Origin of the sequence: Microbispora rosea, from assembly GCF_900156315.1 — a bacterium.
In the GTDB taxonomy this organism is placed as follows: Bacteria; Actinomycetota; Actinomycetes; order Streptosporangiales; family Streptosporangiaceae; genus Microbispora; species Microbispora rosea.
Window position 1 is genome coordinate 15,282 of sequence record NZ_FTNI01000053.1, and the last position, 13,653, is coordinate 28,934.

The following is a 13,653-nucleotide window of genomic DNA, read 5'->3' on the forward strand; positions in this document are numbered from 1 at the left end:
GACCAACTAATGATGCAGTTAATTTGGCGGTCGTTGGGATAAGTGTCACACCTAGGGGTGCACACCTGTCAAGAGGCGACTGTGCAGCGGAGACGTACGGGGCGAGCCGGAACGCCGCCCCGTCGCCGGATCGATCAGGTGAGCGCGAGGATGGAACTGGTCCGGTGGTGGGCGACCAGCCCGGCCAGCTCGGGCTCGAACTCCGCGACGATCTGCTTGACGCGGAACTCGGCGAGCGGCCCGAGGGTGTCGTAGACCTCCACGAAGAGGTCTCTGGCCGCCGCACGCGGCCAGTCGGCGGGCAGCAGCTCCGCCGGCAGGTCGGGATCGTGGTTGGGGAACGTGCGCCAGGTGTCCATGATCCCCGTACGCGCCACCAGGGCCTCGGACGCGCCGACCACGCCCCTCCGGACGCGCTCCAGAAGAGGAGAGTACTGGGCCACGAACCCCTCGTAGGTGCGCCTGAGCTGGTCGAAGTCCCACGCCTCCTGCGGGGCGCGCATGCCCGCGAGATCCAGGGCCTCGGCCCGGAAGATCGTCGACATGGGGATCTCCAGCTCGGCGAGCACCGCCGCCGCGCTGTCGGCGTTCGCGGTCGGCGACACCCACAACCCGTCATAGAGCGGGGCGAAGCCGAGCCAGCGCAGCCTGGCACGCAGCGCGTGGCGCAGGTCGCGCTGCTCCTCCGAGATGGAGAACGCCGCCATCACCCACGTCCCGTCCCACGCGCCCTGCGCCAGGCCGAAGGACATGATCCGCTGCCGCCCCTCCAGCATCACCGCGGCGGCCCGATCCGTCAGGCGATAGTAGGTGCGTCGCCCGTTTTTGGACGACTCGAGCAGATCCCGCTTGGTCAGGCGGCTGAGCGCGGCCCGGGCCGCCACGGCGGAGACGCCGAACTCCTCGGTCAGCCGCACCAGCGCCGCGGACGGCAGTTGCTCGGGCCGGCTGATCCAGTAGTCCCCGAGAAGCGTCGTGATCAGGTGCTGCGGGGGCGCGCCCACCTGGAAACGCGGGAAGTCGAGGTCCGCTGCCTCGGACCTTTCACCATCATTCACAGCAGGAGTATATTGACAACGCTTGAGCGTGCGCTCGTTACCAAGATGTCATGCTTTCGCGGGCTACCGCTACACGATGTGCCGAGGCCACCGCGTCAGCCGGCCAGGTCGCCGCCGGCGAGCAGGTCCAGGCGGTCGCGGTCGGTCGTCTCGTCGAAGCTCGTGTGACGGCGCGTCGCCGGCGACTCCATGGCGGACACCTGCGCGAACGTGTGGTGCGCGGCCAGCGCGGCCAGCTCCGGGTCGAACTCGGCGAGGATCTCGCGGAACCGCCGCTCCGCCGGTTCCCCGAGCGAGTCGTAGATCTGCACGCACAGCCGCCTCGCCTCGTCGCGCGGCCACCCGGCAGGCAGCAGCTCGGCGGGGAGGTCGGGGTCGAGCGTGGGGAACGCCCGCCAGTCGGTCATGATCGAGGTTCGCAGCCGCAACGCCTCGGCGGGGCCGGGGCTGGACGTCGCCAGCCGCTCGGCCACCGGCCGGTGGGCACCGATGAAGCGCAGGTAGCGTCCGCGCAGCGCGGCGACGTCGAAGGCGCGGTCCAGCACCGGGTCCAGGTCGTCGTCGGCGACCTTGCGCGCCCGGAAGACGACCGCCCCGCGCACGCCCAGCCTTCGCACGAGCTCGGCGACGTCGTCCGTCTTGTCGTGCGGGGACACCCACACCGCGTCGAAGAGCATGCCGAAGTGCAGCAGGCGCAGCCCGTCGCGCAGCACCCTCCGGGTGTCCCGCTGGTCCTCGGGCACCGAGAACGTGACAACCGTCCACTGCCCGTCCCAGCGCGGAGTGGCGGCGCCGAACGTCAGCAGCCGGCGGATGTGCGCCACGATCACGTCGGACGCCCGGGGCGGCAGTCCGTACGCGGTGGTGCGGCCGTTGCGGGAGCTGGCCAGCAGCCCTCGTGAGGCGACCCGGCGCAGGGCGGCGCGGGCGCTGGTGGCGGTGATGCCGAACTCCTCCAGCAGCCGGACCAGCGCCGCCGACGGGATGTGCTCCTCGCGCCAGAACCAGTAGTCGCCCAGCAGCGTGGTCAGCAGCCGCTGCGGTTCCGCCCCTTGCCGAGCCCTGGGCAGGGAGCCGGGCTCCGGCGACGCGGTCACCCGGTGTCCCTCCATCGTCAGACTCCTCAGCCGGTGCAGGCTCCCCGGCGGGCCACCCGCACGAACACGGGCGCTCACCTGGCTCGACCTGCGTGAATCTTATGTCACGCGACTTCGCGTACGTCCGGGTCCTTTCCCGGCGATCCCGGCCGCGGCCAGGAGACCCGAGCCGAGGATCACGCGAAATGTCTCCTCATTCTTCACCTTTCGGGGACATGGGGGCGCAGGAATCGGCCTGGGGTGTAGGGGATGAACTCCGCGGCGCCCAGGTCCGAGTTCTCGGCGGCCAGGCGTGCGGCCAGCGCGTTGAGCCGGTGGGCGTCGACGTCCGTCCAGCGGCCGGTGGTGACCCGGTTCTCCAGCGTCCGCACGGCGGCGACGAACTCGGCCCCGGTGTAGCGGCAGTGGCCGGGCCGGTCGACGAACGCCTGGCGCAGCATCGCCTGGTTCCCGGCGCGCCGGACCACATCGGAGTAGGCGCGCGCCTGGGTGACGGTGGGGTAGTTGTCGCCGCGCTCGTGCATCGTCAGGACGGGAACGCCGAGCGCGCCGCGCGGGGTGAAGTAGTTCTCCATGTAGGTGACCGCGCCGGGGTCGGCGGAGACGCGCGGCGCCGCCGCCAGGGCCGCGAGGTCGGCGTCGAGGTCCAGTCCCGCGCTGTCGTAGAGGGCGCGCACCTGCTGCGTCCGCCCGGACTCTCGCAGTTCCCTGCGATAGTCCACGCCGGTGTTCCAGGAGAAGTTCCCGCCCGCCCGCTGCTCCAGCGGATAGCGGGGAGAGAAGACGGTCGCCGTGAACGCCGCGTACTCCTGGGCCTGCTGCGCCGCCCAGTCGCGCGGCGCCGGTTCGGCGGTGCCGGTCACCGACCACGTGGAGACCTGGGCGAAGGAGGCCGCCAGGGCGATGCGGGCCCGGCCGGCCGGCGTCTGCTGGGCGGCGTCCAGGACGGCGCGGGCGGCCGCGACGCTCCGCGCCTCCTCGTCGTCCGAGGCCAGCCGGACGAGCTTCACCGCGTCATCGCCGGGGGCGAGCAGCGTCTTGAACCCGAACGCCGCGTCGAACGACTGGTTGAGCATCGCCACCGGCCCGGCCACCGAGGCGCAGTAGGGCAGCGCCCCGTCGACGAGGTCGGGCCGGCGCTCGGCCAGACCGGCCGCGATGGCGCCGCCCATCGACCCGCCCCAGGCCAGGGTGGTCGTGGGCTCCCCCGCGACCTGGGCGAATGCGGCGAGCGTGTCGGCGGAGGCCCGCAGGGTCTCCTCGACGGCCCAGCCGCTCCCGTAGGGCCGGGTGCCGGCCAGCGCGTACCCGTGGGCCAGCAGCCAGCTCTGGGCGGCGGCGTTGCCGCCGAGGTCGGCCGGCAGGTGCTGCGGCCCGGCGCCCTGGCCGTAGCCGGGGCTGAACGTCAGCACGGTGCCGTTCCAGTTTCGCGGCACCTCGATCGCGTACGTGGCGCCGCTCGGGTGGACGCCCGTGACGCTGACAGGACCGGTCCGGCCGGACGCCGCCGAGGCCTGCGGCAGGCCGGCGGCCGGCGGGACGGCGAGTGCGAGGGCCGTGGCCGTCACTGTGGCGGTGAGCACCGTCACGGCCCGGGTCGCCCGATTGATCACTAAACGGGGATTGATGTCCGCCTCCATGAGTGGGAAGCTGCTGCGACACGAGATCCGCAACAGTTGAATGGACGGTCGTCCGATTTCCGCCGCGAGTTAAGTTCGGCAGAAATCTTACGGTCGTCACAGAACTGTTGACAATGCTCTTGGGCCTGCTTACTTTGGCCCGACCACCTGCATGTGAGGAGCCTCGATGTTCCGAAAGTCAGCTCTGGGCGTCGTCGCGGCGGGTGCCGCGATCGCACTCCTGTCCGCCTGCGGTGCCGGTCCCGGTAGCACCCGCGGCGCATCCGCCGACGGCGGCGGGTCCGACGAGCTGGTCTTCGCCGCCATCCCGTCGGAGCAGAGCGACAATCTCGAGGCGTCGTTCGCCCCGATCGTCTCGGCGCTGGAGAAGGACCTCGGCGTGCCGGTGCGGTTCCAGGCCGTCACCAGCAACGCCGCCGTCGTGGAGGCGCAGGTCGCCAAACGGGTGGACATCGCCGTCTACGGGGCGTTCAGCTACTACCTCGCGCGGAGCCGCGCCGACGTCGAGCCCGTCGCCGTCCCGCTGGCCGCCCCGGGCGGAGAGCCCGGCGCCTACGCCTACGGGGTGACCCGCGGCGACGACACGTCGATCGCCTCGCTCAAGGATGTCGCCGGCAAGGACGTCTGCTTCACCGACCCCGGCTCCACCACCGGCTACCTGCAGCCCCTCGCCTCGTTGCGAGAAGCCGGCGTCGATGTGGACAAGGACGTCAAGTCGGTGTTCACCCACGGGCACGACACGGCGGTCGCCTCGCTGCTGGCCGGTGACTGCGACATCGCCTTCGTCGGCGACGTGTTCATCGACCAGCTGCTGCCCGCCCGCGGCCAGCTCAAGCCGGGTCAGGTCACCAAGGTGTGGACCTCGCCGCTCATCCCCGGGCCGCCGATCGTGGTCGGCACGTGGCTGCCGCAGGACACCCGCGACAAGATCGTCAAAACGGTGACCGGCCTGACCGCCGCCGGCGCCGCCTCCGCCGGGCTGTGCAAGGGCAGCGAGATCAAGGGCCCGAAGAACTGGGGCCACTACGCCGACGCCCCTGCCTGCACCCTCGGCGCCTCCACCGCCTGGACGTTCGTCACGGCCACCGACGCCACCTATCAGCCGATCGCGCGCATCTGCGAGATCACCAAGGCCGAGGTCTGCACGTCCGGTGGCTGAGGAACCCGCCGTGATCGGCGACCCCGTGCTGCGGCTGTCGGAGGTCGGCAAGGGCTTCCACGGCACCACCGTGCTCGACGGCGTCTCGCTGGACGTCCCGCAGGGGCAGTTCGTCGCCTTGGTCGGCCCCTCCGGCGCCGGGAAGTCCACGCTGCTGCGCCTGGTCAACGGCATGCACCTGCCGGACAGCGGCACCGTGCGCACTCTGGGCGAGAATCCCGCCGCCTGCTCCCGGAGCCGGCTGCGCGCCCTGCGGGCCAGGGTCGGGTTCGTCTTCCAGCAGTTCGGTCTCGTCGGGCGGCTGTCCGCGCTGGAGAACGTGCTGATGGGGTCGCTGGCCACCCTGCGGCTGCCGAGGTACGGGGTGATGAGCTACCCGCGCGCGCTGCGGATCCGCGCCGTGGAGCACCTGGACCGCGTGGGGCTGGCGGACCGGCGCTTCCAGCGCTGCGACACGCTCTCCGGCGGCCAGCAGCAGCGGGTCGCGGTGGCCCGGACCCTGCTGCAGAGCCCCGAGCTGATCCTGGCCGACGAGCCGGTCGCCTCGCTGGACCCGGCGGCGAGCATGGTGGTGCTGGAGATCCTCAAGCGGATCAGTGCCGAGGACGGCATCTCCGTGGTGTGCAGCCTGCATCAGGTCGAGCTCGCGCTCGCCACCGCCGACCGGGTCGTGGCGCTGCGCGGCGGACGGCTGGTGCTGGACGAGCCGGCCGCCGGCCTCGCCGCGGAGCGGCTGCGGGAGGTCTACGAAACGGCGAGGGCCGGTAGCGCGCAGGCGGGGGCCGGTGATGCTCAGCGCGATGGCCGGGTGGGGGCCCGCGATGGTTAGCACCACCCCCGCCACGCGCGCCCCGGCCACGGCGGACCCGGGTCCGCTGCGACCGCCGTGGAGCGCCCGCGCCCTCATCGCGGCGGGGCTGCTCGTCGCGGCCGTGGCCGTCACCTGGCTGACGTTCTGGTGGATCGGCCTGTCCCCCGCCTCGCTGGCCGCCGGGCTGGACGACACCGCGCGGCTGCTGCGCCGGATGTGGCCGCCGGACCTGCCCCGCGCCGGCGACGTCGCCTGGATGATCGTCGAGACGCTGCTCATCGCGGTGGCGGGCACCGGTCTGGCGGCGCTCGCCTCGGTGCCGCTGGCCTTCGTCGCCGCGCGCACCCACAAGGGCCCCCGCCGGCTGCGGCCGCCCGCCCGGGCGGTCATCGTGCTGACCCGGGCCGTGCCGACGCTCGCCTTCGCGATCCTGTTCGTGCGGATCTTCGGCCTGGGCCCGCTGGCCGGCGCGCTCGCCGTCGCCGTGCACTCGGTGGGCATGATCGCCAAGCTGCTGACCGACGCCGTCGAGGAGGCCGACCCCGTCCCCGCCGAGGCGGCCCGCGCGTGCGGGGCCGGCGAGGTGCAGGTGGCCGTCTCCTCCGTGCTGCCCCGCGTGTTCCCCGCGCTGGCCGGCATCGTGCTGTACCGCCTCGACATCAACATCCGGGCGTCGGCCGTGCTCGGCGTCGTCGGGGCCGGCGGCATCGGCGTGGCGCTGCAGACCGCGCTGGGCAGCCTCAACTACCACCGGGCGGCGGGGATCATCTGCGTGATCGTCGTCCTGGTGCTGCTGCTGGAGCTGCTGTCGGTTACGGTCCGCCGCACGGTCCTCCGTCCCACGGTTCGCCGCCGCACGGCAAGCCGCACGAGCCGCCGCGACCTGGTCGGTCGCGATACCGGGGCGGCCGGCCGGACCGCCGGGGACACGACGGGCACGGCCGCGCTGCCCGGCGGGCGCGCCCCGCACGACGTCGGCTGGGACCGCGGCCGGGTGCTTCGGGTGGCCGGCGCGATCGCGACCGGAGTGGTCTTCCTGGTTTCGCTGTGGTCCCTGGACCCCGACCCGGGCCGGCTGTCCGGCGCCTGGCCCAACCTGCGCGCCGTACTGACCGGCATGTGGCCGCCCGCGTTCTCCGGCGACCTGCTCATGGCGGTGCTGGAGAGCCTGCTCATGGCCTTGGGCGCCGCCGCGGTGGGCGCCGCGTGCGGGCTGGTGCTGGCCCTGCTCACCGCCGTCAACACCACGCCCTGGCGGCCGCTGTCCGCGATGGTCCGCGTGCTGCTCGTCGTGGTCCGGGGCATCCCCGACCTCGTGTACGCGCTGCTGTTCGTCGCCGCGCTGGGGCTCGGCCCGTACGCCGGCTTCCTGGCGCTGTGGATCTCCTCCACCGCGCTTGCCGCCAAGTTCTTCGCCGACTCCCTGGAGCAGCTCGACCCGCTGCCGCACGAGGCGCTGACCTCGGTCGGAGCCCGCCGGTGGCAGGCGTTCGCCGCGGGGATCTGGCCGCAGTTCGTGCCGTCGTTCACCGGCAACGGCCTGTTCGTGGCCGACCTGGCGCTGCGCGAGTCGGTCGTGCTCGGCATCGCCGGCGCGGGCGGCGTCGGCTACCTGATGCAGGAGTCGATCGCCACTCTGCGTTACGACACCACCGCCGCGATCGTCATCGCGATCGCCGTCGTCGTGTACGCCATCGAGACGCTCGCCCGGATCGCACGCAGGCACCTGCTGTGAGCGGACGGGCACAGGACGGGAAGGGAAAGGGATCTCACCATGACCACCACCGCCGACGGCCTCGGGCGCGCCTCCGACTGGGACCCCACCGCGCCGGAGACCTTCGACAGCTCGCACGAGGTCTACGCCGAGCTGCGGCGACGCTGCCCGGTGCCGTGGAGCGACGCTTTCGGCGGCTTCTGGGCCGCCACCCGCTACGCGGACGTGGTGCGGGTGGCCCGGGACAGCGAGACGTTCAGCACCGCGGTGCAGAACGTCGTCCCGCACGTGCCGCGCGCCCAGCGCCGGCCGCCGCTGCACTTCGACCCGCCCGAGCACGGGATCTACCGCGCCCCGATGGACCGCGTGCTGCGCCGCGGCGTCGTACGGCGTCTCGAACCGGCCTTCGCGGAGGCGGCACGCGAGCTGCTGGGGCCGCTCCTGGCCCGCGGCGGCGGCGACTACTCCCGGGATTTCGCGCTGCCGTACGCGGCGCAGTGCTTCGCGCTCTTCCTCGGCCTCCCGGTCGGCCAGGTGCTGGAGATCCGCCGGATCGGCGTCGCGTACAGCTTCGCCATTCAGGAGATGGACCGGGCCGGGGTCATGGCGGCCAGCGAGGAGCTCTACGCCATCGCCCGCGCCATCGTCGCGGACCGCCGGGCCGACCCCCGCGACCCGGACGAGGACCTGGTGACCAGCCTGCTGCGGGCGTCCGGCGACCCGGAGCGGCCGATCCCCCACGACATGGTCGTGGCCACCGTCCGGCAGACCATCGTGGCCGGCATCGGGGCGCCGCACGCCATGCTGGGCAGCGCCGCCGTGCATCTGTCCCGCGACCCCGGCCTCCAGGACCGGCTGCGCGCCGACCCCGGGCTGCTGCCGGCGACGGTCGAAGAGCTGCTGCGGCTGTACGCCCCCTATCGGGTGTTCGCCAGGACCGCCACCCGGGACGTCGAGCTCGGCGGCCGCACGGTGCGGGCCGGCGAGGCGATCGCGATGATCTTCCCCTCGGCGAACAGGGACGAGGCGGTGTTCGACGACGCCGACCGGCTCGACCTGGAGCGGCGGCCCAACCGGCACCTCGCGTTCGGGCGGGGCGCGCACCGCTGCCCGGGCGCGGCGATGGCCCGGCTGGAGATGACGGCCGCGCTGGGCGAACTGCTCGCCGGCACCACCCGCGTCGAACCGGACGGCGAGGTGGAGATGTTCAACTGGCTGGAGTTCGGGCCCAGGTCGGCGCCGCTGCTCCTCGTCCCCCGCCGCTGAATCGTCCACTGAAGCCGTCGGAGGCGGGCGCCCGGCAGGCCACATGCCACTGCCACTGCCACTGCCACTGCCACGGCCGCGAGCCGCCACGCCCGGCGTCGACGATGCGGTCCGGATGATGTTTACATGCACCGGCGTCAGCCCGGTGTCGCCCGTCAGGTCGTGGACCGGGCACGCCACCCCGTCGCCGCAGGCGGCTCGGAGGTCGCCCACCGCGTGACCACGACTATGGTTCGACGGCTCCTACCTGCGCGATCGCGCTCAGTCGTGCAGCGGAGACCCGCGTGCCGCAGCTCGGCCGGGGCACGTCACGGTCGCGCCGCCCCGGGATCGACGCGGCAATCAGGGGATTGACATTGGTGACATAAAGCTGAACGATCGTCTGCGTTGGAGACGGCAATGTGCCGCACAACTGCTGCCAGGCGCCCCGCCGGCCATTTCCGGACCTCGCCGGGCCCCGAGCCGACACCCCCTGCCCGTCCATCAACCGTGGAGGATACGCAAACGTGTTTGCCCGCTCCATGACCGCGCGGACCCTGCTGGCGGCGACCGTGGGAGCGGTCGTCCTCGCCGGCTCCGGCGCCGCGGCGGCGTCGTCCCCCCAGAAGCCCTCACCGCCGAAGCCCCCCGCGGCCGGCGCTCCCGCGCCCGCCATCCTGCCCACGGTCCGCGAGGCCGCCGAGGGGCTGCCCGGGCACACCGTCTACCGCCCGGCCGATCTCAAGGCGCTGCGGAAGGACAGCCTGCCCGTGATCGTCTACGGCAACGGCGCCTGCGCGACGAGCAACCTGGAAGGGATCACGTTCCTGACCGGCCTGGCCTCGCAGGGCTACATCGTCGTGGCCAACGGCGGGCTGGACGAGTTCCCCGTCCCCAACACCCCCGAGAACACGATCGCGCACCCCGAGGCGCTCCTCGCGGCCGCCCACTGGGCCACCGAGTCGAAGCAGGCCCGCAAGCAGTTCGACGGGCGGGCGGACACGACGCGGGTCGGCGTGCTCGGCCACAGTTGCGGCGGAGTCGAAGCCCTCGCCGCCGGGACCGACCCCATCGTCGACGCGGTCGCCGGATTCAACACCGGGTATCTCCCGGAGCCGGCCTTCGGCGACTACGGGCGGGACCGTCTCGCCGGTCTGCACACGCCGACGCTGCTGGTGAACGGTGGTCCCGACGACATCGCCTACCAGAACAGCATCGACAACTACGCCCTGCTGAACGTCCCCGCCGCTCTGGTCGGCGACACCGCGGCCGGCCACGTCGGCTTGATCGCGGGTCTCGAGGCCACCAAGGGCTGGCAGGTGGCCGCGGACTGGTTCGACTACGTCCTGCGCGGGGATCGGACCGCCGGGGCGCGCTTCGCCGGCCCCGACTGCGGGCTGTGCGGCGAGAGCGGATGGACGGTCGAGTCGAAGGGGCTGCCGCTGTGATGCGCCGTGGAGTGACCGCGTGCCTGGCCGCCGCGCTGGCGGCCGTCGTCGGCGGCACGACCGCCGCCGCCGCTGCCCCCGCTGGGCCCTCCGGCGGCACCCCATGCCTGCCGGACTCCCCCGCCCACCCGACCTGCGTCAGCGGCACCCTTGAGGACGGCACGCCGTACGAGTTCGTCGTCCCGGCCCACTGGAACGGCACCGTGGTGGTCGCCCTCGACTTCGCGGGCACGGGCCGGAACGAGGCCCTGACCACGCGGTTGCTGGCCGACGGCGTGGCCCGCGGCGGGACGAGCCGGGCGGTCACCGGCTGGGACATCCGGTCCGCGATCGACAACCAGGCCGAAGCGCTGGCCCGTTTCGAGCAGGCCTACGGCCCGGCCCGGAAGGCGATCGCCTCCGGAACCTCGATGGGCGGCTTCGTCGCCGCCGGCGTCGCCCAGGTCCACCCCGGCACATTCGACGCCGCCGTCCCGATGTGCGGCGGCCTCGGCGGGTCGGTCGGCCAGTGGAACCAGAAGCTCGACACGGTCTTCGTGCTCGAGCGCCTGGTCGCGCCGGGGCTGCCGGTCGTCGACATCCCCGCCGACATCGAATCGGCCAGGAAGGCGTGGATCGACGCGCTGGCCGCGGCGCAGCGGACCCCACAGGGGCGGGCCCGGATCGCACTGGCAGCCGCGATCGGCCAGTTGCCGGCCTGGGGACGCAACCCCGACGGGTCCGTGCCACCGCCTCCGGACCGCGGGGACGCCGCCGCGCTGCAGCAGGGCGCCTACCTCGCGCTCGCCGGTGGGCCCCTGCCCTACATCGGGCAGGCCATGAGCAGCCGGCGCCAGATCATGGACGTCGTCGGCGGAAACCCGTCCTGGAACACGGGCGTGGACTACGACAAGCAGTTGAGCCTCGCCGATCCCGCCCTCCGGCGTGCCGTCCGCGACCTGTACAAGGCGGCGGGTCTGGACCTCGGGGCCGACCTGAAGACGCTGGCCGCCGCGCCTCGCATCGCGGCCGACCCGGACGCCGTCAAGCGCTTCTCGCGCGGCATCGTCCTGAACGGCGACCTGCGGATCCCCGTGCTCACCCTGTCCGGCACCGGTGACCAGATCTCCACCGTCGCCCAGCAGCAGTCGTACGAGGAGAATGTGCGCCGGGCGGGAGCGAACTCCCTGCTGCGCCAGACGTACACCGAGACCGTCGGCCACTGCGACTTCTCACCGGCGGAGCAGGAGGCGGCGCTGACGACGATGCTCGACCGGCTGCGGAGCGGTCACTGGCCCGCGACGTCCGCCCCGGCGATGAACGCCCGCGCCGCGGCACCGGCGGCCGACCCCGCCCCTCGGTATGTCCCGTTCACCCCGCCGCGGTTCAACCGCCCCTATCCCGGCTGAGCCGCACGGGCGGCCGCTGCCCCGGACCATCCGGTCCGGGGCAGCGGCCCCTCCGCACACGCCGGCCCGGGACGAGGCACGACCTGGCGCGCCCCAGCCGGACGGGGTGACCGGCCCGAGAGCGGTACGACCGCACGTCCCGACCGGCCGCCGGAACGGAAGGCACTCGGCGCCGATTTTCGGCACGACAGCGATCAGAACACGATCGACTACGTCCGCCCCGCACCTCCTCATCCGTGACTGTCCGAGAGGACGCTCCAGGGACGTGGTGTCTGTCCGCCGGACCGCCCCGCACCGTGGCCGCCCGGTGGAGGCCACGAGCGAAATGTTAACGCTAACAATTCTCCCCTGTCGCGGTTCCTTCTCTATCGGATGACTGTGGTGGCAGGTCGGAGCCAATACGAGATGAAGACGCGATGTCAAGGACGGCACCTCGCGCGCGCTGCGTGGTGAAACACCGACATACGGGCTCATCAGGCGTTATCAGCGGCCGTCGTTCGCGAGGCGGGAGCGCCGCTCTGAAACTTTCTCGCGATACTTGACACATTTCGGCACAGTTTTCCAGAATGTTTCTCCTAGGCGGCTTTCTCCTGCCCATGTGGTGGTGCGCGGTGAGGACCGCCGTTCGCGACGCCCTGGTGGTGTGCGTTTCCTGATCACAGGACGCGGCGTCGATCACGCGGAGCGACCCCCGCGTGTCCGCTTTTCCCGCAACCGCTCCGTCGCCGCCGGCGGCTCCACGACCTTCGGGTCCACCGTGAACGGCACCGCGGCCCCGCCCGCTGCCTGCATCAGCCCCTGACGGCGGCCGGACATGATGATGAGGAGAAACACAGATGCGTCTGCCCTGGAGAGCGCGGTCACCGCGCCCCTCCGCCGCCACGACCGCGGCGTCGCCCCGGCGGGCCTCGCGCCGAGGCCTCGTGATCGGCTCCATCTCGCTCCTGCTGGCCGGAGCCGGCGGCGTGCTGATCACACAGCCCGCCGAGGCCGCCGTCGCCTGCCGGGTCGACTACGCCATCAGTTCGAGCTGGCCGGGCGGCTTCAACGCCAGCGTCACCATCAACAACCTCGGCGACGCGGTCAACGGCTGGCAGCTGACCTGGTCCTTCGGCGCCGGCGAGCAGATCACCCAGATCTGGAGCGCCACCAACACCCAGTCGGGCTCGTCGGTGACCGCCACCAACGTCTCCTACAACGGCAGCATCCCCAGCGGCGGCAGCACGAACTTCGGGTTCAACGGTTCCTCGAACGGCTCCCCCCAGGTGCCCACCTCGTTCTCCCTGAACGGTGTCGCCTGCACGGGCAGCCCGGGCTCGCCGAGCCCCTCCCCCACGCAGTCGCCCAGCGCGTCGCCGACGCGCTCCCCGTCCGCGTCCCCGTCCCCGTCCCCGTCCCCGTCCCCGTCCCCGTCGGTGACGCCGACATGCGATCTTCCGTCGTCGTACCGCTGGAGCTCGACGGGCGCGCTGGCGACTCCGAAGTCCGGATGGGTCTCGCTCAAGGACTTCACCAACGTCGTCTACAACGGCAAGCACCTCGTCTACGCGACGACGCACGACAACGGATCGAGCTGGGGCTCGATGGCCTTCAGCCCCTTCACGAACTGGTCGGACATGGCCTCGGCCACCCAGACCAAGATGAACTTCTCCACCGTCGCGCCGACGCTGTTCTACTTCGCGCCCAAGAACATCTGGGTGCTGACCTACCAGTGGGGCGGGACCGCCTTCTCCTACCGGACCTCCAGCGACCCCACCAACCCGAACGGCTGGTCGGCGCAGCAGACCCTGTCCACGGCGAGCATCTCCGGCTCCGGCACGGGCCCCATCGACCAGACCCTCATCGGTGACGGCCAGAACATGTACCTGTTCTTCGCCGGGGACAACGGCAAGATCTACCGGTCCAGCATGCCCATCGGGAACTTCCCGGGCAGCTTCGGCTCGAACTACACCCAGATCATGAGCGACTCCACGAACAACCTGTTCGAGGGCGTCGAGGTCTACAAGCTCCAGGGCCAGAACAAGTACCTCATGCTCGTCGAGTCGATCGGCTCGCAGGGCCGCTACTTCCGCTCGTACACGGCCACCAGCCTG

General features: G+C 72.3%; 10 protein-coding genes. 7 read left to right on the plus strand and 3 right to left on the minus strand.

Annotated features, from left to right (window positions below; all coding sequences use genetic code 11):
- Positions 1–134 precede the first annotated feature (134 nt).
- From BXA11_RS40040 to BXA11_RS40050, 3 genes are all read right to left on the minus strand, one after another.
- On the minus strand, positions 135–1,058 hold the full coding sequence (locus tag BXA11_RS40040) for a PaaX family transcriptional regulator (protein WP_239105329.1): 924 nt from the start codon (positions 1,056–1,058) through the stop codon (positions 135–137).
- 95 nt (positions 1,059–1,153) lie between these two features.
- Entirely contained in the window at positions 1,154–2,170 is a 1,017-nt protein-coding gene (locus BXA11_RS40045; RefSeq protein ID WP_076443180.1) for a PaaX family transcriptional regulator, read from the minus strand.
- A gap of 185 nt (positions 2,171–2,355) precedes the next feature.
- A complete protein-coding gene (locus BXA11_RS40050) occupies positions 2,356–3,768 on the minus strand; it encodes an alpha/beta fold hydrolase (protein ID WP_083744936.1) in 1,413 nt (470 codons plus the stop codon).
- A 193-nt stretch (positions 3,769–3,961) separates the two neighbouring features.
- On the opposite strand from BXA11_RS40050, the gene BXA11_RS40055 reads away from it, so the two are divergent.
- The 7 genes from BXA11_RS40055 to BXA11_RS40090 all read left to right on the plus strand — a co-directional run.
- Positions 3,962–4,954 carry a phosphate/phosphite/phosphonate ABC transporter substrate-binding protein gene (locus BXA11_RS40055; protein ID WP_076443181.1) on the plus strand — a complete coding sequence of 331 codons (993 nt, stop codon included), beginning with the start codon at positions 3,962–3,964 and terminating at the stop codon, positions 4,952–4,954.
- Entirely contained in the window at positions 4,947–5,783 is an 837-nt protein-coding gene (locus BXA11_RS40060; RefSeq protein WP_083744937.1) for a phosphonate ABC transporter ATP-binding protein, read from the plus strand. The genes BXA11_RS40055 and BXA11_RS40060 overlap by 8 nt, the downstream gene beginning before the upstream one ends.
- Complete coding sequence (gene phnE, locus BXA11_RS40065) at positions 5,776–7,500, plus strand: phosphonate ABC transporter, permease protein PhnE (protein WP_159454910.1); 1,725 nt, start codon at positions 5,776–5,778, stop codon at positions 7,498–7,500. Before BXA11_RS40060 ends, phnE begins: the two co-directional genes overlap by 8 nt.
- A gap of 39 nt (positions 7,501–7,539) precedes the next feature.
- Positions 7,540–8,745 carry a cytochrome P450 gene (locus tag BXA11_RS40070; RefSeq protein ID WP_076443184.1) on the plus strand — a complete coding sequence of 402 codons (1,206 nt, stop codon included), beginning with the start codon at positions 7,540–7,542 and terminating at the stop codon, positions 8,743–8,745.
- A 521-nt stretch (positions 8,746–9,266) separates the two neighbouring features.
- On the plus strand, positions 9,267–10,172 hold the full coding sequence (locus tag BXA11_RS40075; protein WP_076443185.1) for an alpha/beta hydrolase family protein: 906 nt from the start codon (positions 9,267–9,269) through the stop codon (positions 10,170–10,172).
- The gene (locus BXA11_RS40080; protein ID WP_076443186.1) at positions 10,172–11,560 is read left to right on the plus strand and encodes an alpha/beta hydrolase family protein; all 1,389 of its coding nucleotides are present in this window, start codon (positions 10,172–10,174) and stop codon (positions 11,558–11,560) included. Before BXA11_RS40075 ends, BXA11_RS40080 begins: the two co-directional genes overlap by 1 nt.
- Positions 11,561–12,396: 836 nt before the next feature.
- On the plus strand, positions 12,397–13,653 hold a 1,257-nt coding region (locus tag BXA11_RS40090; protein ID WP_083744939.1), incomplete at its 3' end, for a non-reducing end alpha-L-arabinofuranosidase family hydrolase.

Bases quoted from the DNA above. Each gene is read 5' to 3' on its own strand.
- BXA11_RS40045 (WP_076443180.1), bottom strand. From the start codon at position 2,170: ATGGAGGGACACCGGGTGACCGCGTCGCCGGAGCCCGGCTCCCTGCCC.
- BXA11_RS40055 (WP_076443181.1), top strand. From the start codon at position 3,962: ATGTTCCGAAAGTCAGCTCTGGGCGTCGTCGCGGCGGGTGCCGCGATC.
- phnE (WP_159454910.1), top strand. From the start codon at position 5,776: ATGGTTAGCACCACCCCCGCCACGCGCGCCCCGGCCACGGCGGACCCG.
- BXA11_RS40070 (WP_076443184.1), top strand. From the start codon at position 7,540: ATGACCACCACCGCCGACGGCCTCGGGCGCGCCTCCGACTGGGACCCC.
- BXA11_RS40075 (WP_076443185.1), top strand. From the start codon at position 9,267: ATGACCGCGCGGACCCTGCTGGCGGCGACCGTGGGAGCGGTCGTCCTC.
- BXA11_RS40080 (WP_076443186.1), top strand. From the start codon at position 10,172: ATGCGCCGTGGAGTGACCGCGTGCCTGGCCGCCGCGCTGGCGGCCGTC.